The following is a 26,789-nucleotide window of genomic DNA, read 5'->3' on the forward strand; positions in this document are numbered from 1 at the left end:
CACCAAGTGGCCCGGTTTCAGTTAGTGCTTAGGTAAAGTGTAGGCGAGCTGAGCTATTTTGCAGGCAAAAAAAACCCGAATCTGAATCAGATTCGGGTCAAAAATTGAAAAACAACCGTTTCTCAGGGAAGTCGGGGAGCAATTTAGCACCCATGCATGACACTGTTATGACAATGCACGCGCTACTTTTGCAGAATTCATGACTGCCGCTAATTTCACCGAAGCCTGAATTGCCTGGGCTGAAATACCGTGTTCTACCAGCGTCTTCACGTGAGCATCAATACACATACCACAGCCGTTTAAGGCTGAAACTGCTAACGAATACAGTTCAAAATCAACTTTCTCTACGCCCGGGTTCGCCATACCATTCATCCGCAAACCCGCTGGCATTTTCGCAAACTGCTTGTCAGTTGAAAGGTGCACAAAACGGTAGTAAATGTTGTTCATTGCCATTAACGATGCTGCTAATTTGGCAGCGCCAATAACGTTCGTTTCTACTTTGCCTTCGGCTTCAGCTTCAACGGCATTGGTTAAGTCACTGTCATTCAGTGTGTAAGCCAGCGCCAGCGCAGTGCCGTAAAACTGAGTTGCGGTCATGCCAGAGGCATCCACGTTGCCGAATAAGCTCGACAAGTTCAGTTTGGTATCCTTGCCGTGATCACCTAAGTTCTGTTTGTAATCTGCAATAGTCATTAAAAACCTCCAAAATACCGTTAAACCCAGCGTAAAAAAGTGCTGCACCGAATAAGTTGCAGTACAGCACTTCAAGGGGGACATCACATTTGTGGGGATGATGTCAGTGCTCGGCTTGCCTACTTATAAACCTTTATAAGTAGTGATTATAAAGTGTCGCCACCAACTGCGCGGTTACAAGGGCACAGCTCATCGGTTTGCAAACCATCTAAAATACGTAAGATTTCAGTTGGGTTACGACCTACGTTCAGGTTGTTCACTGATACGTGTTGAATCACGTTGTGCGGGTCCACCACGAAAGTGGCACGCAGGGCTACATTCTCAACTTTGTCACGCACACCTAAACCGTCGATTAAAGAACCTGAATCAGCAAAAGAATACTGGTTCAAACGGCTCAGGTCAGGGTGCTCACGGCGCCATGCCAGTTTCACGAATTCGTTGTCGGTGCTGCCGCCTAATACAATTGCATCACGATCAGCGAACTCTTCGTTCAGTTTCGCGAACTCAACAATTTCAGTTGGGCATACGAAGGTAAAATCTTTTGGATAGTAGAAAATGATTTTCCACTTACCTGCGAAGCTTTCATTGGTGATAGTTTCAAATGCGCTGTCACCATTTTCTTCTGGCAAGTTAAAGCCTGGCTTGGCCGCTACTACACTAAACTCTGGTAATTTATCGCCTACTGTCAACATCGTTAATTCCTCTTAATAAAGTGGTTATCTGTTAGCTCGAGACGAAGTGTATGCTCAGGGCTGAATTTGTTAAAACGAATAAAAGCAATTACACTAATCGGAAATACAAATACAACACCGCAGAGGTTATCCATGAGCAAGTTACCCAGTTTAAAAAACCTCAGTTACTTGCTGGCGCTACACGAACACCAGAACTTCAATCGCGCCGCCACCGCTAGTCACGTGAGCCAATCCACCTTAAGCAGTGGTATTCAGAACCTGGAAGAACAGCTTGGCTGCCAATTGATTGAGCGCGATCATAAGTCGTTTTTGTTTACCGGTATGGGTGAGCAGGTGGTGGCGCAAGCGCGCACTATTCTTACCTCAACCGAGGAGCTGCTTTATTTTGCCCAAAGTCAGGGCAAGGTTATGGAAGGTCCACTGCGCATGGGCTGTATTCCAACCATTGCGCCATTTTTAGTGGGTGACTTAAGCACTTATGTGCAACGGGAATACCCAAAACTAGAGCTCAATATTCGCGAAGACACCACGGTAACTTTGTTACAGGCCCTGAAAAATGGCGAGCTGGATGTATTGATTCTGGCCTTACCCGTAGATTTGCAGGGGAATCAGCACTGGATGCTGGGGCGTGACCCATTCAAATTAGTTATGCATGAAAAACTGGCGAGCAAAGTGAGTGAGCCGGTAGCCTACGAAAACTTACCGGACCAAAGCATTTTTCTGCTGGAAAAAGAACACTGCCTGACCGGCCATGCGGTGGCGGCCTGCCAGCTAGCTGAATCAGAAAAAATAAATCCATTTACAGCAACCAGTCTGCACAGCTTGGTACAAATGGCGAACGCGCGCTTTGGCGCAACTTTCTTGCCGCAAATGGCGATTGACCGCGGTATTTTACAAGGTACATCGTTAGTGGCTTTGCAGCCTTCAGGACGGGAAGCTTCGCGGGAAATTGGAATGGTGTACCGGCCAACAACAAGTCGTCGTCAAACCTTTAGAAAATTGGCAGAAGCGGTTGCCCGCTTCTTACCAGAACCGACTTTGAATTAATTCGGGGTTGCAGTGCGCTGTTGTTTCAGTTCATGAGCAACAGCCGCTTCGTTGGTCACACGCATATTGCGTGTTTCAGCCGAATCTAAATCGACATCCTGACCCGTTTCAGCTGCAACTAACAGACGCACTTTTTGCATATCTAGTGGTTCGTCAGACCTCACCACACGCATGCCATCGTCTTCGCCTTCCACGCTACCCGTGTTTGGCAAATAAATAGTGCCATTGTTGAAATCCACGGCAAAGGCAATAACGCCCGGTACCAGGAAGAACAACAAACCAATACCATTTAGAGCGGCAACACCGGTATCAATACGGCCGCTTACCTGACCTTTTCGCTCAGGATATAACAAGGTACCACAAGCACTTAAGTGCCCGATGAGGGCAATGGCTGCAATAGCTTTTAACGGTTGTTTAATATTCATAGAATTTCCCTTTTGATGACAGTCAGTGACAGTTCGCAGGGTTTTCACCTACACTAACAACATTAATTAGCATGGACCTATACTGCAGAAGGTCAAGGTATTACATCCAAATACTTTTTTATATCGTACACTGAACACAGAATAGTCCGTCCACAACAACTTAAGAGGACATTATGAAAACAAGCCTATTAGCGTTAAGTTTGAGTGCTTTGGTTGCAACGGCCGCCATGCCGGCACTGGCACAATCAGACACCATTGAAACCGAACGTCACGACGTGCAATTGCATACCATTACCGATGGTCTGGAAAACCCCTGGGGCATGACCTTCATCAGTAACACTGAAGTTCTGGTGACTGAACGCCCCGGACATTTACGCCGGGTATCGCTAGACGGCACCGTGAGTGAACCGCTAAGTGGTGTTCCCGCAGTAGATGCACGCAATCAAGGTGGCCTGCTAGACGTGGCTGTAGATCCGGATTTCGCTAACAACAGCTATATTTACATCAGCTATGCAGAGCCAAATCCAGACAACGATAAAGAAAACAGCACAGCGGTAGCTCGTGCCAAGCTTGACGGTAATGCATTAACCGATGTGGAAGTGATTTTTCAGCAGTATCCAAAATATGAAAGCACGGGCCACTTTGGTTCTCGCTTAGTGTTTTCACCTGAAGGGCATTTGTACATTACCTTAGGTGATCGCCAAACACGTAAAGATGCTTCACAAGAGCTAGACACGCACATTGGCAAGACAGTACGCATTTGGCCTGACGGCAGCGTTCCTGAAGACAACCCTTTCGTGAATAAAGACGGTGCGTTACCGGAAATCTGGTCTTACGGTAACCGTAACGTGCAAGGCGCTGCATTACACCCAGAAACGAAAGAGCTGTGGGCAAGTGAACATGGCCCGCGCGGTGGTGACGAAATCAACATCATTAGAGCTGGCAACAACTATGGCTGGCCGGACGCTAGCTACGGCATTAACTATGACGGCAGCATTCTGACTGAGCACACGCACTTGGAAGGCGCTGAACAACCGCATTACTACTGGGTTCCTTCTATTGCTACAGCCGGCATTATGTTCTACACCGGTGACAAGTTCCCCGAGTGGCAAGGTGATTTGTTTGTCGGTGCACTGCGTGACCGCCACGTTGCCCGCCTGGACTTAGAAGGTGAGCGGGTAATGCACGAAGAAACCTTGTTAAAAGGTGACATTGAGCAACGCGTCCGCGCCATTACTCAAGGCCCAGACGGTTACATTTACTTGCTAACGGATGACCCTGATGGTCGCTTGGTACAGGTGAAACCAGCCAATGATTAAGTTGTCTCTAAAACAGCCAGCACTGACCTTCGGTGCTGGCTTTTTCTTTTTCTGGGGTGGCAACTTTAGCGCCATGGCGCAACAACCGGATGTTTCCGATGGTGTTGACGAGCGCATTGTAGTTACCGCCACACAAACTGAGCGTACCTGGTTTAGCACGCCTGCCAGTGTTAGCAATGTGAGCACTTCGGAGCAGCTTCCCGGCCTGCGTATTGACGCCGCCGAGCTATTAGGTGGCATTGCCGGTTTGCAAGCCGATAGTCGCGCTAACTACGCGCAGGACACGCGCATTGTCATGCGCGGCTTCGGTGCCCGTTCGGCCTTTGGGGTTCGAGGAGTACTGCTAACCTTAGACGGCATTCCGTTGTCGATGCCCGATGGTCAGGCACAAACCTCCAGCATTCTGTTAGACGAACCCGATAACGTTGAAGTTCTGCGTGGCCCGTTAGCCGCGCTATACGGCAACGGCGCCGGTGGTGTTATTGCATGGCGTAGCCGCATGCCCACGCAAAGCTCGGTAACGCTGGACACCATGGTGGCCGAGCACGATACCAACCGCGCGTTATTGCAGGGTAGCTGGGTTGATTCCAGCCAAACGCATGCGCTGGAGCTTACCGCAGCGCGATTCCGTACCGACGGACCTCGAGCGCACAACAGTGCTGAACGCGACCAGCTCGCCTTGCGCTGGCATTATCAAGTACTGGATAACACCAGACTGGTGCTGCGCTTAGACGAAAACGATGCGCCTTTATTACAAGATCCGGGCGCACTAACCCCAGCAGACTGGCGCGAAGATCCTGACCAAACCTTTGGTGGCGCTACCACCTTCAACACGCGCAAACGTATTTTGCACCGGCAAGCATCGCTGTCATTGCAAAACGACAGCGCCAGCCCCTGGTATGTGAACGCCTGGCGGGGAGAGCGTGAAGTGGAGCAGTATCTACCGTTTCCGGGTAGTGCCCCAACCAGCTCAGGTGCGGTGATTGATTTGGCGCGGGAGTTCTCCGGTATCAATGCGCAATATACGCAACCGGTACTCGAGAATGTGGATGTGTCCGTTGGCGCTGAACTGGAAAAGCAAACCGACACCCGACGCGGTTATGTGAACGATTTCGGTGAACGCGGTGAATTACGCCGTGATGAAGTAGGTCGGGTGGAAACCTTTGATGGTTACGCACTGGCCGACTGGCAGGTTGCCCGCGACTGGAACCTGATTGCCGGGGTACGCTACAGCGACTTGTCGTTTGCCGTTGACGACAATTACATTACCGCAGCCAGCCCGGACGATAGCGGTGAACGCACCGATAATGCCTTGGCGTGGTCTTTTGCCGCAAATCACAATTTAACCGACGATGTGACTGTTTTCGCTGCATATGGTCGCAGTTTCGCTGCACCAACCTTAACCGAAATGGCCTATCGCAATGAAGGCAGCGGCTTAAATACCGCCTTAGCACCTAGCTTTAACCGACAAAGCGAGCTGGGCCTGAAATGGCGCATGAATGCCAGCGATCAACTGTCGGTAAGCGCCTTCCATATTGACACTAAAGACACCTTATTAGTGGACCAATCAAACGACGGCCGCACCACCTATCGCAATGCTGGTGAAACCACCAGATACGGGGTTGAACTTGAAGCGCAGTGGGCATTAACCGAATCTGTGAGCAGCCGTTTTTCAGCGCACTTTCTAGACGCCAGCTTTGGTGATGATCAGCCAGCAGCGGTTGCCGGTCGCAGAATTCCTGGCATTGCTGAACGCAGCGCGTTTTGGAAGCTTGACTGGCAGTTACCGGTGCAGTTACCGCTAACGTTGAGTTTGGTAACCGATTATCGCAGTGATATTGCCGCCACTGACAGCAATGACGTGATTGCACCGGGTAGAACCGTGTTTCATGCCGCTTTAGCCGGGCAATTCAACACGCCGCAATGGCGTATTGAACCCTGGTTGCGAGTGGACAACCTAACCGACAAACAATACGTTGGTGCGGTGGTTGTGAATCAGGGCAGTGGACGCGCATTTGAACCTGCGCCGGGCATTACAGCCAGCGCAGGCATTGAATTCAAACGCATGTGGTAACGCAGGTTTAGCCACCTTGCTCGTAAAGCACTTCAGCAGCTTGTTGAATGGTATCTTTCAACTGCTGCTGTTGGCTTTGCATAGCGAAATGGAATTCGCTTAATTGCGCGGCGCTGCTGGTAGCCATGGGTAGGGTGATTAAGTGCGGTTGGTTCCGCCACACCGCCAACTGCTGTTGCAACGTGTTGTGCACCGCCACCGCAAGGGCCAACTGAGCACCATTACTAACTTCACGTAATTGCGCATCAACCGACAAGGTTAACAACGCGTCTGCAGCATCTTCGGTCACACTCAAACCTAACTCATTAATAGCCTGAGCCAGATGACTTTGAACAGCACTGAATTCTCTTGGCAATGGTTCAATATAAACCACCGGGTCGCCAAGCAAATCAAACAACTGCTCCAACTCGGTTAGTAGCGGCTCGGCCTGAACCTGCACCAGCAAGGTTACCTGAAAACCGTTATCGGCGAGAGGCTGCTCACCCAAATACGAAAATTCCTGCACCACACCACTGCTTCGCAAGCGGCGCGAACGCAATACGCGGCTGGGAACTTTGGCAGCCATATCGGCACTAAAATTATCTTCAATAACAGCACCAGCAACCATTTGCACAGCGCGCGACAAGGCGTCATATTCGGCCGCCTGCCGCGCCGTTAAACCTTGCTCTTCATCAGCCCACCCTTCACCGACTACGGTTACTGCTGCCACTGCTTCATCGTCCCAAACCACATCGCCAAGGGCTTGGGATTCTTGATAGCTGAGCAACTGATCAGTGTCTACCTGATAGCTTACGCAGGTGTCGTTACCCTGCAACTGGCCGCTCAACTCATTCGGAGCGAATTCACCAGCTTTGGCTGCGCTTGCTGCAGCATTACGTTGCTGTGCAGAAATGGCCAAGGCTTCACCAGGCAGCGCCTGAATCTGTTCGGCTAACTTACGGTTGGCCAGAGTTGTTGCCGCATCAATGGCCGAAGCGCCACGGCCATAGGCGCAAGCTTCCGCCGTAAGCAGCTGGCTGGCCGGCTCCTGAGCAACACCCGCACAACTCAACACACTAGTTAAGCAGGCGGTCATACTAACCAGCTGTAACTTACGGCTTATTTTCATAAGCGCGAATCCAGATAAGATTCAGGTGCACCCACGCTTACTGCGAACAAACGCCGCTCGGAGGCCGGACGATAAATGGCATTGTTGGCAGCACTGCGCACTTCACGCGCTCGCTGGCTTTGCTTCCAACGCACTATGCGGCCATTGGCCGAGGTGCTGGAAGGGTTCACTTCTGCAACACCAATAGGCTCAACAAACCCGGCTTCATACTCAAAAATAATCATGGTTTCGTTCGGTAGCACGCCTGCATTCTGACCTCTGTCTAAGGTGATTTGATCGCCCCGCACACCTAGTACCTGACCCGTAGCCGGCATTTCGCTTAACAACCGCGAAATCAAAATATCGAACCCACGTGAGGCCATGTCATTAAATACCGATTGCACACTTTGCGGGTCGTCATACTGATAGCCCGAGTAATAGCGTCCACTTACTTCCACGAATACCAGATCGTTTTTGTCCCACACGTCGTCACCGCGCACACGAATTTTGCCAATATTCGGCTGTGGTAATTTCACCATAGTGTAAGGGTCAATAACGCTGGACGTGATTTCCAATGCGTACTGCATAACACCGTTGTACTCCGCATAAAAGCGATCCGCGGTTTTCAATGTGTCCAGCTTCAACACGAACTCAGGTTGCGCGATACCGCGCTGCGCCCGTTGCTCGGCAACTGCCGCTGCACCCTGTTGCTCAATTTGCTTTGCCAATTCAGCGTTTACGGTCGTTTCGTCCTGAGTCACAACTTGAAAGCGATTCACCCCAGCAACCTGGTTTTCAAACATCAGCAGCAGTTTCTGATTATCCAGGCCAGCGCGTTTGGCCATTTCGGCATCAGCGCCCTGATAGTCGTTACCGTCGAAATAAACCCGTATCAGGGGCTTTTTCAACGGACAGCCTGCAGCTTCGTTGCGACCATCAAAGGTGCACAGTTCTAACCCTTGAGTGTCGAAATATGCCGGTACGGCAATGTCGCGATCGGCAAAATCATAAGCTGACTTACCGCCTTCCACAGTAGAGGCGGCGCGGTCGCTGTTACGTGATATCTTTTGTTCCGGTGGGTGCTTTACGCTAACGCCAGAAGCACAGCCGTTTAAAATCAGCAGGCTTAATGCGATACCGCTGTAGAGGTTCTTCATGCCATTGTCCTTTCGCGTAACTGCTGGTAAATAAATGCCGGTGCTTAATTGCTGGCGTTCGAAGCCGTTTTCAGACCTTGCAGGTTCTGCAGTTGCTGAACAAGTTTCTCGTTGTGTTCAATGTACTCGTTGGCGTAGCCAATGTAATCCAATTGCGCTTTGGCGCGATCATAAACCTCACCAAACTGGCCAATTTTCGTAAGCATCATCATGCCTTCGTCTTCCAACAACGCAGCTAAGTCAATTTGCGACAGGTCATACAATCGAACCGCTTGCATAGTCAGCTTGGTGGCCAACGCCAAATTACTGGAAAATATAGCGTCGTTGGCACTTTCATAGCGTTGCAGACTAGGAAGAATTTTTTGATCTTCAGATTCAGCTTCTGCATCAAAGGCCATAGCTGCCGCTAATAACTCGTCGTCAGACTTGCCGTCGTTGGCATTTAAAAACGACTGTACGTCTATGTGTTCTTCCTGAATGGCGCGATACTGCTCCATTAACTCGTACTGATTCACAAAGAGATCGTTAATGGGCATGGTGAAAGTATCAATGGTGGTCGAAAACGGTTGATGCTCAAAACCTATAGCTTCCATGTCGGTGCGTAACGATAGCTCCCGCTCGGTTAAATCCATTACCGCAATTTCTTCGTTACTTAACCGCGCCATGCTGTCTTCGCCAGTGGCCATACAGCCGCTTAGGGTTAGCATTAAACCCGCGGTAAGAATAAATGTTGCTGCTTTCATCTTGCTTAATTCCTTTTAAATAAAACTGATTATTGGCAGTTGTTGGAGCTGCTGTTGAATATCCTCCTCCGCCGCTGCCTGACTGCTACCGTAACCAACCAGTATAATTTGCGAACTTAACGCCGGTTGCGTGAAGTCATTATTGAGATACCAGCGAAGATTCAACCGCAGTTGTTTAAGCTGCTGACGGTCAACCTCAACGTTGGCTTGCTTACCACCCCGAAACTGACCAGAAATGACTAACTGCCACTGCTCGGGTTTCGAACCGGAAGGTGTACTGGAAGAATTGTTACTTACCGAAGAAGTGCTAAAACCGTGTGCATTCAGCCGCGCGGCTATGTCACCACCAAATTCATTCAATGAAGGCGGTGCCTGCCAGGAAAAATCTATGTTCTGCGCCACTCTGGCAAGCTCGTTCTGTTGGCTTGAACGCAACGCAGAAACACGTTCGGCAAGCTCGTTTGATAAGCTGCGTAACACTGGCAGGTAGTGTTCAATAGTAGTGAATTCTTGCAACGCCTGCATCAGCATGAGTGCTTCAATAAGTTGATTTTTTGCCGAGGGGGGTGTGGTTAACGCCTTTACAGAAGCCTCTTCAAGAGCCGTGGCCAAGCTGCTGGCAGGCACCTGAATTTGAACATAATAGCGTTGCTGGCGTTGTTCCGACTTTAATACCTCTACATTTTGTAGCGGTAAACTGTCGGTATTTACAATGGTGGTTCCGGCAACGTAGGTTTGGCTGGCTTGATTGGTTTCATAGTAACCGGTTGCGGTTTTACGGCTCACTTCAGCATAGAGCATGCTGACCAGGCTGCCGAGAGCATCTTGTCGGGCTGACTCCAGCGTCGCCCCGGTACCCACAGAAGTAAGTTGCGGCGCGCTGTTGGAAGACGGATCGCCCGGCTGCGAATACCAGTCGGGCGCCGTTTGCGCGCAGGCAATACAGCTAAGTGCCGCGCACAAAATGAAGAATAAGAAACGTTTTGTCATGGTCTAATTCCGTCTAGATCAGAAAAAACCTTAACACAAAATTTACGTTTCTCAACTAAAAAAATTAACCCATAGCGCGCAGCAATTCCAGCATCTGCACGGCCGTTGCTTCAGACGACGCAGGGTTCTGTCCGGTAATCAACATACCGTCCTGAATCACATGCGATTCCCAGTCGTCTTTCTTACGATAATGGCCACCGGCTTTTATTAGCGCATCTTCCAGTAAAAAGGGCACCACATCGGTTAAGCCAACGGCTTCTTCTTCGCTGTTGCTGAAGCCTGTTACGGTACGGCCCTGCACTAGCGGATCGCCACCAGCACTCTTGGCGCCCAGCAACACCGCAGGGGCGTGACAAACAGCAGCCACAGGCTTGCCCTGAGCCCAGAAGCTTTCAATTAAATATTGGGATTTTTTATCGAAGGTTAAATCCCATAACGGACCGTGGCCACCCGGATAAAAAATGCCGTCGAAGTCAGTCGTACTAACATCGTTTAGCGGCACCGTTTCACTCAGCTTTTTCAAGGTAACTTCGTCGTTATAAAAGCGCTTGGTTGCATCCGTTTGGGCATCGCTTTGTTCGGAGTTCGGATCAATCGGCGGCTGGCCACCAGCCGGAGATGCCAATACCACCTCAATGCCGGCATCGATAAAGGTATAATAAGGTGCGGCAAATTCTTCTACCCAAAAGCCGGTTTTATTACCCGTATCGCCAAGTTTGTCGTGCGAGGTTAGTACCATCAAAATTTTCATCGTGTCGCGTCCTTAGGTTGCTTACATGTGATTCTCAGTAGCCTACGCAGGCAGTAAGGCTATTGATCACCTTCCTGCGCCAGCCAACGATATAAAGTGCGTCGCGTTACGCCCAGAATCTCAGCGGCGCGGCGCTTATTTCCTTGAGTAAAGTCCATGACCCGTTGCACATGTTGTTGTTGAAGATCCTGCATACTCGGTAAGTCATCATCAGCACCTCTCTCAACTGCCAATTCTGAATCCACCACTGCCGGAGCGTCGAAGCTTTGAATACGCTCCGGTAAGTGTGAAGCTTGAATAACCTCCCCATCACAGAAAGTATAGGCTCGCTCAATAGCATTTTGTAGTTCCCGCACATTGCCTGGGAAAGTATATTGATAAAGCGTATCCAAAGCCTCAGCGCTGATGCTGCGAACAGGCTTCGGCTGCTTTTGCTGTAAATCGCTTAAAAAGAAATTTGCGAGTAGCTCTAAGTCATCACCGCGTTGGCGTAATCTGGGCACTTGCAAACTGAAGGTTTCCAGCCGATAGAATAAGTCAGCTCGAAACTCATCGTTGGCAATCTTCTGCTCTAAATTCTGATGGGTTGCCGCAATAATTCTTACATCCACCCGAATTTCTTGGTCACTACCAACCGGGCGCATGGTGCCTTCCTGCAATACCCGCAGCAGTTTGGCCTGCAAGGCCAGCGGCATTTCACCAATCTCATCCAGCAGTAAGGTACCGCCGTCGGCTTCTTTTAACAGCCCAGCCCGGGATTTCTGAGCGCCAGTGAAAGCTCCTGCGGCATGTCCAAAAAATTCACTCTCAAGCAAATCGGCCGGAATACCGGCACAGTTTACCGCTAGAAAAGGTTGGTCTTTACGGGCACTTTGTTGATGCAGTGCTTTTGCCACCAGTTCTTTACCAGTACCACTTTCACCCAGAATAAGGACGCTGCCGTCGGCACCAGCTATTTGTTCAATCTGCTGAAATAACATGCGCATGGCACGGCTTTGACCAACAATCCCAAAGGGCGTTTGCTGGCGTTGCTGCCGGTACGCAGACACTTCTTCGCGTAATGCCCGGTGCTCCAGCAACCGCTCAACGCTTAGCAGCAAATGTTCCAAGTCCAGTGGTTTGGTCAGGAAGTCATCGGCACCGTGCTTCAGAGCATCTACCGCCTGGCTTACAGTACCGAAGGCGGTAATGAGTAGTATTGAAGGCCTGATTTTGCGTTGCTGTAACTGTTCTAAGAGCTGCATACCACTCATACCAGGCAGGCGAATATCGCTAATAACCAAATCCGGTTGGTTACCCGTTAGGCTAGCTAAAAAATCTTCCGAGCTGCCGTAACTGCTAACCTGATAGCCGTTGCTTTCCAGTTCTTCGTACAGCAATTCGCGTAAACCCGGATCGTCTTCAACAATCGCCAGTTGATAGTTTTGATTCTGCGTCATAGTTCTGCTCATGAGTTACTCCAGCTGTTATTAGCGGAGTTACCCGAATTGATATTACAAGGTAGTAAAATAGACACTTCACACCCGCCGTCGGGATGATTCGCTAACTGCAAGGTGCCGCCATGGTCACTAATCACATACTGCACAATAGCCAAACCCAGCCCGGTGCCTTCGCCTTGCTCTTTGGTGGTAACAAACGGCGTGGTGAGAGGTTGATTCGAGCTTTCGGTTGGCAGCCCCTTGCCGTCATCACGAATAGTGATTAACACCTGGTTCTGTTGCTGCGTCCACGCAATTTGTACCTGACTGGTTGCTGCCTGTAACGCATTTCGCATCACATTAACCAAGGCTAATTCCAGCCGCTGCACATCACCCGCCACATGGAAGTCCTGCGCCGGTGGCACTAGCTTCAGCTCAGGCCCATTCGCTTGCTGTTCATAGGAAACACTCTCGCGAGCCTGCTCGATAAGTTCACCGGTCAGAACCTGCTCGTGCACCGCCACCGGCGTGCGTGAAAACGCCAGTAACTGTCGCACCATTCGGGTTAAGCGCTGCACCTGGCCACGCACCGCCTGCAGTTGGCGCTGACTGTCGGCATCATCGTGCTTTTTGAGTAGCCGCTGTGCGCGTCCATCTATTACCGTTAAGGGCGCACCCAGTTCATGCGCAACACCACTGGCAACCTGTCCAATGGCCGCCATTTTCTCTTGCTCGCGCAGCTGTTTTAATAAGTCAATTTCATGCTCCCGGCGCTGCAGAATTTCCCGCTCAGCCGCGGCAATGCTGTCGAGCATGCCGTTTAAACCGCGCGCAAATTCCTGCAATTCAGCAGGCCCTGACGCTTGCGCCCGGTGTTGCCTGTCGCCCTGGGCAACCTTGCGCATGCTATTTACCAATAGCTCAATATGTCGACCAACCGCCCGGTAGTGCCCGAAAATCAGAATGCATACCGTGGCGATAGCCAGTACGCCCCAGCTTAGCCAGGCTAGTCGCGCCAGTTGATCAACTGAACGCTCAAAATCACTCGCGCGGCGGGTTATCTGAATGAGGCCGTTAATTTGTCCGCCACGGTCTATTACCGGAAGAAATCGCGAGTACACATCACGCCCTTCTACCGACCGAAAGCTGTCCTGCTCGCGGCCGGTACTAACTACTTGCTCGGCTAATACGCTTTCGGTTAAATCCGATTCCGTAATACCGGCTGAGGCCACTTGATTGCCTTCAGTGTCATAAACCGAAGCGCCATACACCTGCCCTATAGTGAACACCGAATCCAGATTCGCCCGCACCGCTTCCATGTTGTCTGCGGCCAGCGCTTCGCTAATGGGTAAGCGAATAGCCCGACCCACCAATTCAAGGTCACTCTCTAACCGATCAGTTACCAGGTCGTTGGCGAACTGCAAACCAAAGCGGATCACCAGCCCTGACAACACCAACATGGGAATAACCACATACAGCAGCAAAGTTCGCTGTAATCCGGATAGTCGCCAACGGCTATGTTTGGATACTTTTGACACATGTGTCTCCATTTGGGGTGTGACATTAGTATACACAGGCTAAGTCCAAAAATCACCGACACACAAAAAGCTTTTAATTTCAGTTATTTATAATTTTTAAAAAGTTGGCACAGCATTCGCAACAGTGTGAGCGTCTTAAATTTAAATAGAGAAAAACAAGGAGCACATGATGCGCAAGACACTATTAGCAATGACTATCGCAGCTTTCGGTATGGGTTCAACTGCAGCTATTGCTGCGCCAGCACCGCAACAAGCTCAGCAAGCACAAATGCAGCAAGGACAGGACGTTCAGGTAATTTCTGATGCCATGCTGGAAAAGTTTGCCGATGCGATGAGCGAAGTGCGCAACATCAGCAACAAGTACGCTGAAGAATTCCAATCAGCAGAAGACGCTGAACAAGCACAATCTATTCAGCAGCAAGCACAGCAAGAAATGGTTGAAGCGGTAAACGATTCAGGCTTAAGCCCTGAAGAGTACAACACCATTGTTCAGCGTGTGCAGCAAGACGAAGAGCTTCGCGCTCGTCTGGAAACCTTCACTGACGCTGAATAAATAACTACTGCTGAATAAGCAGGATAGTATAAAAGCGGCTCTCAATTGAGAGCCGCTTTTTTGTTTGGGCTGCACCCATGCACCATGTACACTGAAAACCATCGTATCTACTGGAATACATGGTTATGCCCGACTTTGACAAAGTAAGTCCGAAGTATCCCAATTATCTGCGTAGCCTGGCCTGGTTAAATACCCTGGGTATTATTATTGCGCTAGGCGTTGTCAGCCATTTCGCCTCGCAGCTGTCCTTAACTATGGCTGCGGCTACAGGCGGGTTCGTAGTACTCATAACTCTGGTGTTGCACTTTTGGTGGTTACCACGGCGCTATGAGCTAACCGGCTATTGCGTTGACGAAAATCAGTTACAGCTGCGCAAAGGCGCACTATGGCGTACTCGTCAGGCCGCAGCCATGAATAGAATTCAGCACTCCGAAGTATCGCAAGGGCCCATTGAGCGAGCCTTTGGATTGTCCAGACTCATTGTGTACACCGCTGGTGGCGCCGGTGCTGACATCAGTATTCCCGGCCTGGCTGATAGCAAAGCCGAGCAACTGAAGGCGCTGGTACTGCATCAAATCATGACTGAACAGCCAGCAGACCAAAGCCATGACTGAGAATTCGAACCAGCAATGGCAGCACCTGCCATTATTTGCGTTGCTGTTTTTCTTTGGCCGGGCGCTATATCAACTTATTCGTAATGCCATGAATATGGCGCCAGCACTGGCCGGCGCGTTAGTGTTCAGCGAAACCGTGCGAGCCTGGGCCTTTACCCTGGTGCCGGTAGCCATAGTACTTATAGTTATTGTGGGTGGCGCTTTGCACTATTGGTACTTTCGCTACTGCGTAGGCGAGCAAACCATTTATATTCGCCAGGGTGTATTTAACCGGGTACAGCTGGCGCTTGAATACCCTCGCATTCAGCAAGCCGAAATTGATCAGCCATTTTATTTTCGTCCGTTTAACCTGGCCATTCTGACCCTGGATAGCGCCGGCTCTTCTGCTAACGAAGTGAAGCTGGCTGGACTGCCCATTGCCACAGCTACCGCAATGAAGCACGACATGTTGCAAGCCCGGCGTGCTGAGCAGAACTTAACCGGAACAGAAACGGTCGACGCTTCTGCGGAAGCATCGATGAGCAGCAACATTCTGCTTGAACTTAAAACGCCCGTGCATGAGGTTCTTAAGTTTGGGGTAATGGACAGCCGCACACTGCTATCCATTCCATTTATTATTGCGCTGCTATTCCAATTTGACCGGTCCATTGGCGTTATTCAGGAATGGGTAATCACAGTAACTGACCAACTAAGCTCCTATGTGGTTAGCTCCTGGTTATGGGTAGTTCTTGCGGTGGCTGCTATAGCGCTGGTGCTAGTGGGCTCCATGGGATTTGCGTTAGTGCGCTTCTTTGGCTTTAAGCTCACTGTAGATGACGAAAAATATCAGGCCGAAAGCGGTTTAGTAAGCAAACGCAGCCTGACCATTCGGCAGGAAAAATTACAACTGGTGCGCATTAAACAAAATTTCGCGGCGCGCTGGCTGAATCGTTTCAGCATACTGATTAAACAATTACAGCCACGAGCCACTGCGGGTGGGGTTAGCAGTTTTACCATACCGGTGCTATCAGCGACACAGCGAACCCAGTTAACCGATATATTCTCCCTGACCCAGGCCAACTGGCAGCGCGTAAACCCTGCCAGCGTAGTACTGCCAACGCTATTCTGGCTGGCGGTGTTACTAACCATAGCCGGATTTAGCGTAACCGACACTCTGCCCAAAGCAATAACTATGGTTGCTATTGGCATAGCTATACCGCTGATTAGTTGGCGCCGTTGGTATTGCTTTGGATTGCACTGGGACAGCCAATGGCTGGCTGTGCGCACCGGTTTTATTGGTGCCCGACAAAGCTGGTATCCCGTACATAAACTGCAAAAAGTAACCCTGAGCGAACCGCCCTGGTTACGCTGGTTTGGCATGGCTTCGGTAACTGTTTATACCGCAGCGGGTGCAGAGCAAGTCAGTTGGTTGAAAAAATCGCAGGCAGAGCAGGTACAGCGGGATATTATAACTGCAGTAAGCAGCCATCGCGGCAGTTGGATGTAACGCTCAATACATTAAGCCGGTGGACAATGCTCATCGCGGCATTGCTCTACCGGAGCTTCCAGCTCAATAGTGGTATGCGCCAGTGAAAATGGCGCCAGCACCTCAGCCACTTTGGCTTTTAGGTCACGCCGTTGTGGTGCATCAAGATCGTCAGCTAACACCAGGTGCGCAGTCAGTACATGACTCTCGCCATCCAACGACCACAAATGCAAGTGATGAACACTTTGAACTGCAGGCAGTTCCTGCAAACTGACCGAAATATTCTGGTACAACTCAGCATCGGGCGTGGCCTGCACGAACAGCTTCACCGTAGTAACCAGATAACGCGCCACGTTCACCAGAATAAACAGGGTAAACGCAATTGAAAGCAGGGGATCTAACCAGGGCCAGTCAACAAACATCAGAATGACGCCAACCATAAATACCGCCACCCAACCCATCACGTCTTCCAGCAAATGCCAGTTCAGTACTTTCTCGTTTAACGTTTTACCACGGCTTAACCGAAACGCGGCGTAGCCATTTACCGCAATACCAACTACTGCCATAACCAGCATACCTTCAGCCATGGGCATTTCTGGTTCCCACAGGCGTGGAATGGCCATGCTCATAATCCAGACAGACCCGGTGATGAGCACCACTGCATTAATGAGGGCGCCAACCAGTGACAAACGCTGGTAGCCATAAGTAAAAGTGGAGGTTGCGTCTTTTTGGCCGAGCTTGTTCAACAGCCAGGCCATCCCCAGCGACAGGCTGTCGCCGAGATCATGCACAGCATCGGCCAGAATCGCCGTACTGTTAGTTAAAATGCCGCCAATAAATTCAACGACCGTAAAGGCCAGGTTTAGAAAAAACGCCCAGCCAATACGGGTTGAAGCAGTTTCGTTCGGGTGTTCGTTATGATGATGGTGCGCGTGCATTCAGCTTAAGCTGCGCCGCACTTACCTTCGCCACATTTCCCTTCACCACACTTGCCTTCACCACATTTGCCTTCTTCAGCCTTTTCTTCAGCTTTCTCTTTCATTTCTTCGCGCTTCATTTCGCCGCCGCATTTGCCTTCACCGCATTTCCCTTCGCCACACTTGCCTTCCTCAGCTTTCTCTTCGGCTTTTTCTTTGGCTTCTTTGCGCTTCATTTCACCGCCGCACTTGCCTTCGCCACATTTACCTTCTTCGGCTTTCTCTTCTTTACTTTTTTCAGATTTGTTTTTTTCTCCGCCACAATTACCTTCGGCAATGCGCGAAACTTCATAACCTTGCTTTAACTCATTAAAGCCAAATGGATTTGCTTCTGCAGCAGTGGCAGTAAGCGCGGTAGTTAGTGCCAGCGCTGATCCAACAGCAAGAGAAGTAGATGTTCTGTTTTTCATAACGGGTTCCTCAGAGTAGATCTTAGTTTTATCAATTAATGGTACTGCGTTTAAACAGTCTATTATTCATCTTTAAGAGTGGCTTATGTTTTGACATCTTACAAAAAAATAATGTAAATAGTTTAGCACGGTGTAAATGACTACGTTAGTAGTGCGCTGATCTGCTATAACTAAGGTGTTGTAGCAAAATAACCGAGTAATGAAGCGTCTTAACGTAAAAGGGTTCTTTTTGCCAAATTACAAACATTGCCGCAGTAACCAAGCGAACCGAGCATTTTTATGTTTCGGCAGTTATTTTGTTGCCTTGCTATTGTTGCTTGCCCCCATTTCCGCTATTGCTCAAAGTGACCCACAGTTGCTTCGCGTTGGCGTTTATCATAACCCTCCGAAGCTATTACTAAGCGACGAAGGACAACCCGGCGGCATTTTGGGTGAATTGCTACAACATATTGCCGAGCAGGAAAATTGGCGGCTGGAAGTAACACCCTGCACCTGGGACCAGTGCCTGGAATTATTAGATAGCGGTCAAATTGATATTATGCCCGACGTGGCTTACTCCGAATCTCGCAACCAACGCTTTAACTTTCATAAAACACCAGCCTTACTCAGTTGGTCGCAGCTGTATCATCACGGCCGCACGCCATTAGTAAGCCTGCTGGATTTAAAAGACAAACGCATTGCAGTGCTTAGCAGCTCAATACAGCAAGAATACCTGCATAACATGGTGCAAAGTTTCGACCTGTCAGTTAATTGGTACCCAGTAGATACTATGGCGGAAGGATTTAGCGCCGTGTTGGACGGGCGAGCTGACGCCGTTGCAGCCGACCATTTTTATGGCAACGTACAAGCATACAAGCAAGGCCTTTACGCCTCGCCGATTATGTTTCAACCGGCCAAAATCTACTACGCCACAGCCGATTTTCGCCATGGCGGAACCCTGCAGATTATTGATGACTACCTGAACCACTGGCAAGGCGACCACAACTCCGTTTACCACCAAATAATACGCAAATGGAGCCTGCCCGAGCAAACCGCGTTACTACCCGGCTGGGTGCAGTGGAGTGTTTTTGCGCTGGCCATTGCCTTAGTTATTGCGCTAAGCCTGAACCTGCTATTACGTCGTCAAATTGACGAAAAAACCCGTTACCTGAAAGCCAGCGAAAAACGCCTGAACACTATTTTAAACAGCGTTGAGGCCTTTATTTACATTAAAGGTAACGACTTAACCTACCAGTACGCTAACCGCAAAACCTGTGAGTTGCTGGGCGTTACTGCCGAAGAACTTGTGGGCAAGTCCGACCGCGACTTTTTTGATGAACAAACCGCGCAAATGATTGAGCGTAACGACCGCCTAGTAGTTGACGAAGGGAAGCGCCTTTCTGAAGAAGAAATAAATGTGCTCGCCAAAACTGGCGAAAAACGAGTGTTCCTGTCGGTTAAGATTCCGTTGCGCGATGGTAATAACAACAACTATGCCTTGTGTGGTATTTCCACAGATATTACCGAACACCAACAAATTCAGGACGAGCTGCATCATTTGGCGTTTTACGATTCGCTAACCGGTCTGGCCAACCGCAGACAACTGCTCGAACACATGAAGCATGCCCTTGCCAGTGGTGAAAGAACCGGCTTCGAAGGCGCCGTGCTCATGATTGATTTAGACGGCTTTAAAGTGTTCAACGATACCGTTGGCCATGAACAGGGCGACCGTTTGCTGCAAAAAGTATCCCAGCGTATTTCTTCAAGCCTACGAAGCACAGATACCGCCGGGCGCTTAGGTGCCGACGACTTTATGGTGATTTTGGAAGACTTGAGTCCTGATTACGAACAGGCAATTATTGATGCGCGCGATTTTGCGATGAATTTACTGCGTGATTTAGCCCAACCTTATCAGTTGGACACCTTAACTCATGTCACCTCGGCAACCATTGGTATTACGATGTTCTCGGACACCAAAACCAATGTGGAAGGGCTGCTGAAGAGTGCCGATTTAGCACTTGCTGATGCCAAAGCTTCAGGCCGCGGCACCATGCGCTTTTTCAATCCGCGCATGCAACAACGGATTTCGCGTCGTATTCATATCGAATCAGCCTTGCGTGAAGCGCTGGAAAGCGATCAATTAGAATTGCATTTGCAGCCGCAGGTAACCCAGCAGGGCAAGGTGATTGGCATGGAGGCGCTGCTGCGCTGGCATGATGCCGACCTTGGCCAAATGTCACCGGGTGAGTTTATTCCCATTGCAGAAAGTAGTGGCCTGATTATACCGCTGGGCGAATGGGTGCTGCAGCGTGCCTGTAGCTTGCTGTCCGAATGGCAGCAGCTGCCGCATATGAAAGATCTAACTCTGGCGGTGAATATTAGCCCGAAGCAGTTCCGTCATCCGAAGTTTGTACCGCACATTCTGCATTGCATTCGGCAGGCGAACATTTTGCCCGAGAAGCTGGAGCTGGAAGTAACCGAGAGCATGCTGATTGATGACATGGCTGGCACCATTTCGCGCATGAATCAGTTACGTGAACGCGGCATACGCTTTGCGCTGGACGACTTTGGAACCGGCTATGCGTCACTCAGCCACCTGAAACTATTGCCGCTGTACCAGTTAAAAATAGACCAGTCGTTTGTGAAAGAAATAACCACCGAGAAGAACGACGAAGCCATAGTACAAACCATTATTGCGCTGGGTGGCAGCCTTGGTTTAGAGGTGCTGGCCGAAGGCGTGGAAACCGAAGCACAAATGGAAAAACTAAAAGCCCTGGGCGTAAACCATTTTCAGGGCTACTACTTCGGCTACCCACAACCTGCCGACCACTGGTTGCAGGAACTGGAAAACACTCAGAGCTAGGCTTATTTTTTCGCTGGCTTTTCCGACACGTAAATATGAATCTGCCCTTCAATAACTACCTTGCCGTCGGCACGGAACGCCTGCACCTGCACAGGTACATCACCCACTTGCCACAGCTCAGGGTCTAAGGTAGCAACCACCCGAATGTCGCTGTCGGCTTTGGCGGTGTAGTTCACCGTCATGGCCTTAGGTATCCAGCGTAGGTGTTTCGGTATCGAAGCTTCAGCCAAGGCACCCATCGCCATTTCCAGACCGTTACACAGCGCAATAGCATGCACAGTGCCAATATGATTCTGCACCGCTTTGCGCTTTTTAAAAGTTAGCTCGCAGTAGTTTGGACGAAGCTCAGTTATCAGCGGCTTAATGGTTTTAAAGTAGGGTGCCTTTTGGGCAAACATCATAGAAAACAGCTTCCGCCCGAACGGTAGCTTCAAGGTCTTGTGATACATTTTTAATAAGTAGTTTTGTTCGCTCATAGCCTGCTCACTTTTGCGCTAAGGTGTTGTTCATCTGGTTTTAGTGTACCCCTTTTGCGCGATAAGTAGTGGGGTAATACGCCCAATTCCCCTATAATTAAAGCATCTAACCGCGTTCACTTTCAGCAGGAATTAATAATGAGCCTTCCGGCCTGCCCCAAATGTAGTTCTGAATATGCCTACCAGGACGGTAGCTTACTGATTTGCCCCGAGTGCGCCCATGAGTGGTCACCCAATGAACCTGAAGACACAGGCACAACCGGTAAAGTATACCGCGACGCCGGTGGCAATGAATTACAGGACGGTGATACCGTTACCGTAATGAAAGACTTAAAAGTGAAAGGCTCCTCACTGGTAGTTAAAATTGGCACCAAAGTGAAGAACATTCGCCTGATAGACGGCGACCATGACATTGATTGCAAAATTGATGGCATTGGCCCCATGAAACTGAAATCTGAATTCGTTAAAAAGGCCTGATCGATAAGCTATGTCGCACAACACCATCGAGCTAAACAAACAACGCCAACCGCTGGACCATTTGGAATCAGTATGGCTGTTTGGTTATGGCTCACTTATTTATAAAGCCGACTTCCCGTATTTGCAGCGCAAGCCCGCCTGCATTTGGGGCTGGCAGCGACGCTTCTGGCAAGGCTCACACGACCACCGCGGCACGCCCGAAGCACCTGGCCGCGTTGCTACCCTGGTTGAAGTACCAGGCGCACGCTGCGCCGGCATGGCCTACGAAGTAACTCCCGAAGTATTTGATCATCTGGACCATCGCGAAAAGAACGGCTACCTGCGCGTATTCACTGAGCTGGAATGGCTTGATGCCGAGGGTAATGCTGAGGGTTTAGTGTACATGGCCAGCGCCGACAATGAAGCCTATTTAGGCCCCGCCAGCGAAGCCGACATAGCCACCCACATTGCGCGCAGCGAAGGCCCAAGCGGCCCAAACAGTGAGTACTTACTTAAGTTAGCCGAAGCACTGCGCGAACTGGACGAGCACGACGACCACGTGTTTGCTATTGAGCGGGAATTGCTGAAGCAGCTGGAGTAGCTGAAGTGGCCTAAAAGCTTGAACCAGGCTGCTTTAAAAATTCAATTTCTTCCGCAGTAGACTGCCGGCCCAGCACTTCATTTCGGTGCGGGTAGCGCCCAAACTTATCAATAATAACCTTGTGCTTAAGCTCGAAGTCATAATTGGTCTGCCGGGTGTATTCCTTAAATAGCGGTACTGCCTGCTCATGAATCACAACCGACTCGCTGTGCATATAAGGCAATAATAGAAAGGCGCGTTGTTGTTGCGGTAACTGCTTGTGCACGCCCCCAGCCACAGCTTCCTGCGCCAGCACCAATGCCATGGGGTCTTGCGCAAATGACTCGGGTTGGTCGCGATAGATATTGCGCGAAAACTGATCCAGCACAATAATTTCAGCTAAACGCCCGGCAGGCGTTTCACGCCAGCCAAACAGCTCACCATGCTGAGCCTGCTTTAACGCATCATGAAAGCGGGTTTTAATTTCCGCATCAAGGTCGGCGCCCTTGCGCCACCACATTTCGGGTTCAAGCTCTTCAAACCAAAAATCCAGAACTTGCTGATACATGGGTTGCTCCTGCTCATTAGTAAACGATTCGCAGTCATTGACCATATGGGTTTCGAGTTAGTCTTCTTCGAATGCTTCAACCAGTGAGCGGAACTCGCGCAATCGAGTTTTGATTGCTTTGACCTCACCTTCGGTATTGCGGGTCAGTCTATTGGCATCGCGGACATTGTCATTGATTGAAACCATATTCTCTTTAACTTCTGTTACTGCGGTCGTGTGCTCTTCTGCCGCTACCGCAATTTGTGTCATGCGGTCGTTTATTCCGGCAACAGCCTCAGTCACTTCAAACATCTGCTGTTCGGACTTTTTTCCTAATTCGCCACACTCTTCGGCTAGGTCACGCTGCTCAAACATTTTGTCCCGCCAACTTTTCATCGACTGAGTCATTTGATTAACCGTTTCCTCGATTTCATCAACGGCCTGTTGAGTCTTTTGCGACAAGGCTCGCACTTCATCGGCAACCACAGAAAACCCACGCCCGTACTCTCCGGCTCTGGCGCTCTCTATGGCGGCATTCAATGCCAGCAAGTTAGTTTGTTCTGCTATAGCATCAATTTTTTGACTTACTTCTTTTACCGAGTCGGCATTTTTAGATAATTCTTCTGTTTGCCGCGCACTTTCGCTAACCACTTCAACTAAAGTAGTAATTCGTTTGCTACTATCGGCAATAAATTGGGCCGCATTCCGTGTTTGTTTGCTCACTTCGCCACAGGCGCCGGATGAATCATTCGCATTGCGTGCAATATCATCAACCGTTTGCCCCATCTCCTCCATTGATGTAGCTATTTGCTCAATGTCTTCGACAGTTTGCTCAATAGCATCAGCAGTCTTAGATGCATTTCCAGCGGTGGAATTAACAGAATCGTTGAGAACTTTATTACCTTCACCCAGTCGAATGGTTAAGGCCATAAGCGATGAATCGCGTAACGCCAACTCGTACATTGCTTTACCGATAAGCGAGCTGTTTCCGAAAATTTGATGTTGGGTTTTGGCTGTTGCACCATCTGTTTCGGCTAGTTCCTTCGCCCACGCACGCGCCTGACGTTGGCGCCTTAACCAGCTCGTCAACATATTCAACAACGAAGTACTTTTCTTGTAAACACGTTTGGCTGCCTCTTCGTGTTTGGGTCCCGCTTGATGCATTAGCCATTGGCTTCCAGTAACTTTTCCGCCTCGGAAAATTGAACGCACCAGCACATCAAACCAAACGGTTCCTCTATTCGGCACAATAAACGGAATAATGCCGCGCCAGGGTACTTCACGCTTTAACGAGAGATTGAGTTCTTTTAGGACTTTATCGGGGAGAGTGCTAGTATCAAGAATTGATCTAAGCGATTGTTTTAATAGTGAATCTTTTTCTTTGTTCATGAGCCCCTGAATATTCTCGGGACAGGAAGACAGCTGCATGTTTTCATTAAGACTGAAAACAAATATTGTATCTGCGTCCCAAGAAAAATGATGATTCATGATAGTGACCCTTCAACCTTTTTATCTCTGTTGGTATCGCTTCATCATATTTCACTCAGATGTTTTTTCAACGAAATCATATGAATACTGCACACCACTCATATTCATATGTAAAAAACTGTCGCCCTCTGATGCTGAAGAATAGGCTGATATCCAACGATTCACAGAAGATCGAGGCGTTGAACACAGCCAATGCCGCGCATTAAACGGAACGGCAGGGGCAAATGCCATGCAAGCTAGCTTTCTATCTGTTGTTAAAGAATACAGCGATATCCTGCAGGCTACTTTGATACGCGACCATAGCATGATCATATAAAAAGTTGCCGAAGCTAATTCGGTTAATATAACGGGAGTAGGGCGCAGTATCGGCGTAATTCGCGGCCGTACACAGCACATTTAAAGGTAGTGACGAAAGTGCCTTTACGGCTTTTGCCTGTTCCAGCGGCAACAGTGGAATGAAAATCCCGTCGGCACCGCTGTTCTCATAGGCTACAACCCGTTTCGCGGTTTCAACTTCTGCGTTGGCGATGCCAGCAATATAAGTATCAGTACGAACATTCAGGAATATGTCCAGTTGCCGTCGTTTTAACTGATCCTTAATGCAGTGCAGCGTCGCTGAAAATTCGGTGATACTACCTAAAACGCGGGTGCCACTGCGAACCGTGCTGTCTTCAATATTAATGCCCTGCACGCCAGCGCCAGCCAGCTCAACCACAAACTCGGCAATCTCCATTGGGCTGGAAAAGTAGCCGTCTTCAATGTCTACTGATAAAGGAACACGAACATGTTTGAGAATAGCCTGCGCTAAACTAAGCACCTGTGCGGGATGCAAGTTACCGCCATCAGGCACGCCATGACTACTTGAAATAGCAGCACTGGAAGTACCCAGGGCCTTAAAGCCTTGCTGCTCAGCAAGTATGGCTGACTGACAGTCCCAAACATTGGCAAGAACCAGCGGCTGGCGCTGATGATGAAGTGATTTAAATGTCATTTGGTTATCCTCGAAGTTACGAGGAGCTAACCTATAGAAAACGTAAGAGCACAGCCAACCGAAAAATCGGTGCGTATTTTGGGTTGGCTGTGGGTTATTACTTAAAACTTATAGCCGATAGATAAACCGATCGTTTGGGTCGTGTCTGCGCTTACAACCTCACCGTTTGAACCATCATGCCAACTATAGTCAATATTCAAATTGATATTTCGCGTAAGCTCATAAGCAACACCTGCCCGAAGCATGAAGCCAAAAAACCTAATGTCGGACCACCGGTCGGGGGTGGTAAAATCCACGTCAGCATAAACAAGCCCCGTGTCACCAAACACAGACCATTCATTACCAAACGTATGCTGGGTACCAACAAAAATTTCGTACCCTTTGCTTAGGCCACCACTTAATTCAGAATCATCCGAGTCATTAATTCCACTTAAAATGCGCGCACCAACTGAAAAATTATCTTTAAAGTGATAGCGACCAGTAAGGGTTAATGCTGTTGAATCAAGAGTCCGATTCCCATTAGCCAACCGGAAGTCAGCACGATGCTGAGCAACGCCAACGCCAAACTCTGCATTTGCGACAGCAGTGTTAGCCTGAAACAGCAGCAACATGCTGCTAGCTGCAAGAATATTCCTTTTTATCATTTTAATTCCCTAATGGTGATGTCCGCAGTCGGCAAGATCTAAACAGTAATGATGAAATAGCAGGCTTTGATAGCTTCACTTTGTGTCGGCCAAAGTGAAACTATGATCAAAAACTAGAGTGGATGTTAATTTATTGTATATTTAAGTCAAGTCTATTTGGTTGGCTGTGGACTTTTAATTACTTGTTTAAAAGATATTTGGTTAGCGCTACAAATGATTGAGCGAAGTCTTCGCTTTCCTTCAAACTCATGGGATCCATTTTATATTTACCATTCACAATGAAGGTTGGCGTTGCTCTAACTTTGTACTTATCAGTTTGACGTTCCCACTGATTCATCGTGGCTTTAATACTGAAGCTATCGATTCCGCTATCGTATTGATCACCAGTAACACCATTCAAAATGAATACACTTCGAATGTCTTCACGAGTTGTCAGCATCATCTTTTTGTCAAAGTTATAAGAAAATAGCGCTGAGCTAATCTTATCTTCAACCCCAAGCTTCTTTGCTAAAACAAAAGCTTTGGTCATCTCAATGCCAGCATCTGGGCCGGGAGCAACGGAAGGCATATGAACCTTGCTAAAACTATCACCAAACTCCTTATCAAGAAGATCAGCAATCACTTCAAACCGATAACAATGAACACAATAGAAAGAAAAAAATTCAGTTACTCCTTTGTCATCAGCATCGCTCGACTCAGAGATAACTTCGTAATGCACGCCCTCCTGAAAGGATTCCGCATAGGCATTGTGTCCACCCAAAATAAACAGGGTTAGTGCTAACAAAAGCGCTTTTAATTTCATAATTTACTCC

Annotated in this window: 27 protein-coding genes; 9 read left to right on the forward strand and 18 right to left on the reverse strand. The window is 49.2% G+C overall.

The window, feature by feature from the left end:
- Positions 1 to 165 precede the first annotated feature (165 nt).
- Both CCE91_RS00055 and CCE91_RS00060 read right to left on the reverse strand, forming a co-directional pair.
- On the reverse strand, positions 166 to 693 hold the full coding sequence (locus CCE91_RS00055; protein ID WP_086433226.1) for a carboxymuconolactone decarboxylase family protein: 528 nt from the start codon (positions 691 to 693) through the stop codon (positions 166 to 168).
- Positions 694 to 839: 146 nt separating this feature from the next.
- Positions 840 to 1,385: a peroxiredoxin gene (locus tag CCE91_RS00060; RefSeq protein WP_086433227.1), complete on the reverse strand. Its 546-nt coding sequence runs from the start codon at positions 1,383 to 1,385 to the stop codon at positions 840 to 842.
- A 132-nt stretch (positions 1,386 to 1,517) separates the two neighbouring features.
- On the opposite strand from CCE91_RS00060, the gene CCE91_RS00065 reads away from it, so the two are divergent.
- On the forward strand, positions 1,518 to 2,432 hold the full coding sequence (locus CCE91_RS00065; protein ID WP_086433228.1) for a hydrogen peroxide-inducible genes activator: 915 nt from the start codon (positions 1,518 to 1,520) through the stop codon (positions 2,430 to 2,432).
- Here CCE91_RS00065 and CCE91_RS12280 read toward each other — a convergent pair.
- Complete coding sequence (locus CCE91_RS12280) at positions 2,429 to 2,857, reverse strand: hypothetical protein (protein WP_198678002.1); 429 nt, start codon at positions 2,855 to 2,857, stop codon at positions 2,429 to 2,431. The genes CCE91_RS00065 and CCE91_RS12280 overlap by 4 nt on opposite strands.
- A gap of 173 nt (positions 2,858 to 3,030) precedes the next feature.
- Between CCE91_RS12280 and CCE91_RS00075 the strand changes: the two genes are divergently transcribed.
- Both CCE91_RS00075 and CCE91_RS00080 read left to right on the forward strand, forming a co-directional pair.
- A complete protein-coding gene (locus CCE91_RS00075) occupies positions 3,031 to 4,176 on the forward strand; it encodes a PQQ-dependent sugar dehydrogenase (protein ID WP_086433229.1) in 1,146 nt (381 codons plus the stop codon).
- Entirely contained in the window at positions 4,169 to 6,250 is a 2,082-nt protein-coding gene (locus CCE91_RS00080) for a TonB-dependent receptor family protein (RefSeq protein WP_086433230.1), read from the forward strand. Before CCE91_RS00075 ends, CCE91_RS00080 begins: the two co-directional genes overlap by 8 nt.
- Before the next feature lie 7 nt (positions 6,251 to 6,257).
- Here the strand turns inward: CCE91_RS00080 and CCE91_RS00085 are convergent, their stop codons facing one another.
- From CCE91_RS00085 to CCE91_RS00115, 7 genes are all read right to left on the reverse strand, one after another.
- Positions 6,258 to 7,358 carry a hypothetical protein gene (locus tag CCE91_RS00085; RefSeq protein WP_086433231.1) on the reverse strand — a complete coding sequence of 367 codons (1,101 nt, stop codon included), beginning with the start codon at positions 7,356 to 7,358 and terminating at the stop codon, positions 6,258 to 6,260.
- Positions 7,355 to 8,494 (reverse strand): hypothetical protein, encoded by a 1,140-nt coding sequence (locus tag CCE91_RS00090; protein ID WP_086433232.1) that lies wholly within the window; start codon positions 8,492 to 8,494, stop codon positions 7,355 to 7,357. Before CCE91_RS00090 ends, CCE91_RS00085 begins: the two co-directional genes overlap by 4 nt.
- Before the next feature lie 44 nt (positions 8,495 to 8,538).
- Complete coding sequence (locus CCE91_RS00095) at positions 8,539 to 9,237, reverse strand: hypothetical protein (RefSeq protein WP_086433233.1); 699 nt, start codon at positions 9,235 to 9,237, stop codon at positions 8,539 to 8,541.
- A gap of 15 nt (positions 9,238 to 9,252) precedes the next feature.
- Positions 9,253 to 10,227, reverse strand: coding sequence for an LPP20 family lipoprotein (locus CCE91_RS00100; RefSeq protein ID WP_086433234.1), 975 nt, complete (start codon positions 10,225 to 10,227; stop codon positions 9,253 to 9,255).
- A 64-nt stretch (positions 10,228 to 10,291) separates the two neighbouring features.
- Positions 10,292 to 10,978, reverse strand: coding sequence for a type 1 glutamine amidotransferase domain-containing protein (locus tag CCE91_RS00105; protein ID WP_086433235.1), 687 nt, complete (start codon positions 10,976 to 10,978; stop codon positions 10,292 to 10,294).
- A 59-nt stretch (positions 10,979 to 11,037) separates the two neighbouring features.
- Positions 11,038 to 12,429: a sigma-54-dependent transcriptional regulator gene (locus CCE91_RS00110; protein ID WP_234996216.1), complete on the reverse strand. Its 1,392-nt coding sequence runs from the start codon at positions 12,427 to 12,429 to the stop codon at positions 11,038 to 11,040.
- On the reverse strand, positions 12,426 to 13,934 hold the full coding sequence (locus CCE91_RS00115; protein WP_234996217.1) for a sensor histidine kinase: 1,509 nt from the start codon (positions 13,932 to 13,934) through the stop codon (positions 12,426 to 12,428). Before CCE91_RS00115 ends, CCE91_RS00110 begins: the two co-directional genes overlap by 4 nt.
- A 166-nt stretch (positions 13,935 to 14,100) precedes the next feature.
- On the opposite strand from CCE91_RS00115, the gene CCE91_RS00120 reads away from it, so the two are divergent.
- The 3 genes from CCE91_RS00120 to CCE91_RS00130 all read left to right on the forward strand — a co-directional run bounded on the left by CCE91_RS00120 (position 14,101) and on the right by CCE91_RS00130 (position 16,587).
- A complete protein-coding gene (locus CCE91_RS00120; RefSeq protein WP_234996218.1) occupies positions 14,101 to 14,487 on the forward strand; it encodes a DUF4168 domain-containing protein in 387 nt (128 codons plus the stop codon).
- 125 nt (positions 14,488 to 14,612) lie between these two features.
- Positions 14,613 to 15,101, forward strand: a complete 489-nt coding sequence (locus CCE91_RS00125) for a PH domain-containing protein (protein WP_157984157.1) — start codon at positions 14,613 to 14,615, stop codon at positions 15,099 to 15,101.
- A complete protein-coding gene (locus tag CCE91_RS00130) occupies positions 15,094 to 16,587 on the forward strand; it encodes a PH domain-containing protein (protein ID WP_086433238.1) in 1,494 nt (497 codons plus the stop codon). Before CCE91_RS00125 ends, CCE91_RS00130 begins: the two co-directional genes overlap by 8 nt.
- 11 nt (positions 16,588 to 16,598) lie before the next feature.
- On the opposite strand, the gene CCE91_RS00135 is transcribed toward CCE91_RS00130, so the two are convergent.
- The gene (locus CCE91_RS00135; protein ID WP_086433239.1) at positions 16,599 to 17,504 is read right to left on the reverse strand and encodes a cation diffusion facilitator family transporter; all 906 of its coding nucleotides are present in this window, start codon (positions 17,502 to 17,504) and stop codon (positions 16,599 to 16,601) included.
- Positions 17,505 to 17,509: 5 nt separating this feature from the next.
- Complete coding sequence (locus CCE91_RS00140; RefSeq protein ID WP_086433240.1) at positions 17,510 to 17,953, reverse strand: HvfA family oxazolone/thioamide-modified RiPP metallophore; 444 nt, start codon at positions 17,951 to 17,953, stop codon at positions 17,510 to 17,512.
- A gap of 229 nt (positions 17,954 to 18,182) precedes the next feature.
- Here CCE91_RS00140 and CCE91_RS00145 point away from each other — a divergent pair, with 229 nt between their 5' ends.
- Complete coding sequence (locus CCE91_RS00145) at positions 18,183 to 20,795, forward strand: EAL domain-containing protein (RefSeq protein ID WP_159454927.1); 2,613 nt, start codon at positions 18,183 to 18,185, stop codon at positions 20,793 to 20,795.
- Between the two features lie 2 nt (positions 20,796 to 20,797).
- On the opposite strand, the gene CCE91_RS00150 is transcribed toward CCE91_RS00145, so the two are convergent.
- On the reverse strand, positions 20,798 to 21,271 hold the full coding sequence (locus CCE91_RS00150) for a hotdog fold domain-containing protein (protein WP_086433242.1): 474 nt from the start codon (positions 21,269 to 21,271) through the stop codon (positions 20,798 to 20,800).
- A 135-nt stretch (positions 21,272 to 21,406) separates the two neighbouring features.
- Here CCE91_RS00150 and CCE91_RS00155 point away from each other — a divergent pair, with 135 nt between their 5' ends.
- Together CCE91_RS00155 and CCE91_RS00160 are read left to right on the forward strand one after the other, a co-directional pair.
- Entirely contained in the window at positions 21,407 to 21,748 is a 342-nt protein-coding gene (locus CCE91_RS00155) for a zinc ribbon domain-containing protein YjdM (RefSeq protein WP_086433243.1), read from the forward strand.
- A 10-nt stretch (positions 21,749 to 21,758) separates the two neighbouring features.
- Entirely contained in the window at positions 21,759 to 22,328 is a 570-nt protein-coding gene (locus CCE91_RS00160) for a gamma-glutamylcyclotransferase (protein WP_086433244.1), read from the forward strand.
- A gap of 10 nt (positions 22,329 to 22,338) precedes the next feature.
- Here CCE91_RS00160 and CCE91_RS00165 read toward each other — a convergent pair whose 3' ends face one another.
- The 5 genes from CCE91_RS00165 to CCE91_RS00185 form a co-directional block, all read right to left on the reverse strand.
- Positions 22,339 to 22,875, reverse strand: coding sequence for a DUF924 family protein (locus CCE91_RS00165; RefSeq protein WP_086433245.1), 537 nt, complete (start codon positions 22,873 to 22,875; stop codon positions 22,339 to 22,341).
- A gap of 57 nt (positions 22,876 to 22,932) precedes the next feature.
- Positions 22,933 to 24,342 (reverse strand): methyl-accepting chemotaxis protein, encoded by a 1,410-nt coding sequence (locus tag CCE91_RS00170; RefSeq protein WP_086433246.1) that lies wholly within the window; start codon positions 24,340 to 24,342, stop codon positions 22,933 to 22,935.
- Between the two features lie 244 nt (positions 24,343 to 24,586).
- Positions 24,587 to 25,333 (reverse strand): isocitrate lyase/PEP mutase family protein, encoded by a 747-nt coding sequence (locus CCE91_RS00175; protein ID WP_086433247.1) that lies wholly within the window; start codon positions 25,331 to 25,333, stop codon positions 24,587 to 24,589.
- A gap of 101 nt (positions 25,334 to 25,434) precedes the next feature.
- Complete coding sequence (locus CCE91_RS00180; protein ID WP_086433248.1) at positions 25,435 to 25,977, reverse strand: porin family protein; 543 nt, start codon at positions 25,975 to 25,977, stop codon at positions 25,435 to 25,437.
- A gap of 178 nt (positions 25,978 to 26,155) precedes the next feature.
- Entirely contained in the window at positions 26,156 to 26,779 is a 624-nt protein-coding gene (locus CCE91_RS00185) for a thiol:disulfide interchange protein DsbA/DsbL (RefSeq protein WP_086433249.1), read from the reverse strand.
- Between the last annotated feature and the right edge of the window lie 10 nt (positions 26,780 to 26,789).

It is taken from the genome of Pseudidiomarina planktonica (assembly GCF_900177775.1).
Classification (GTDB): domain Bacteria; phylum Pseudomonadota; class Gammaproteobacteria; order Enterobacterales; family Alteromonadaceae; genus Pseudidiomarina; species Pseudidiomarina planktonica.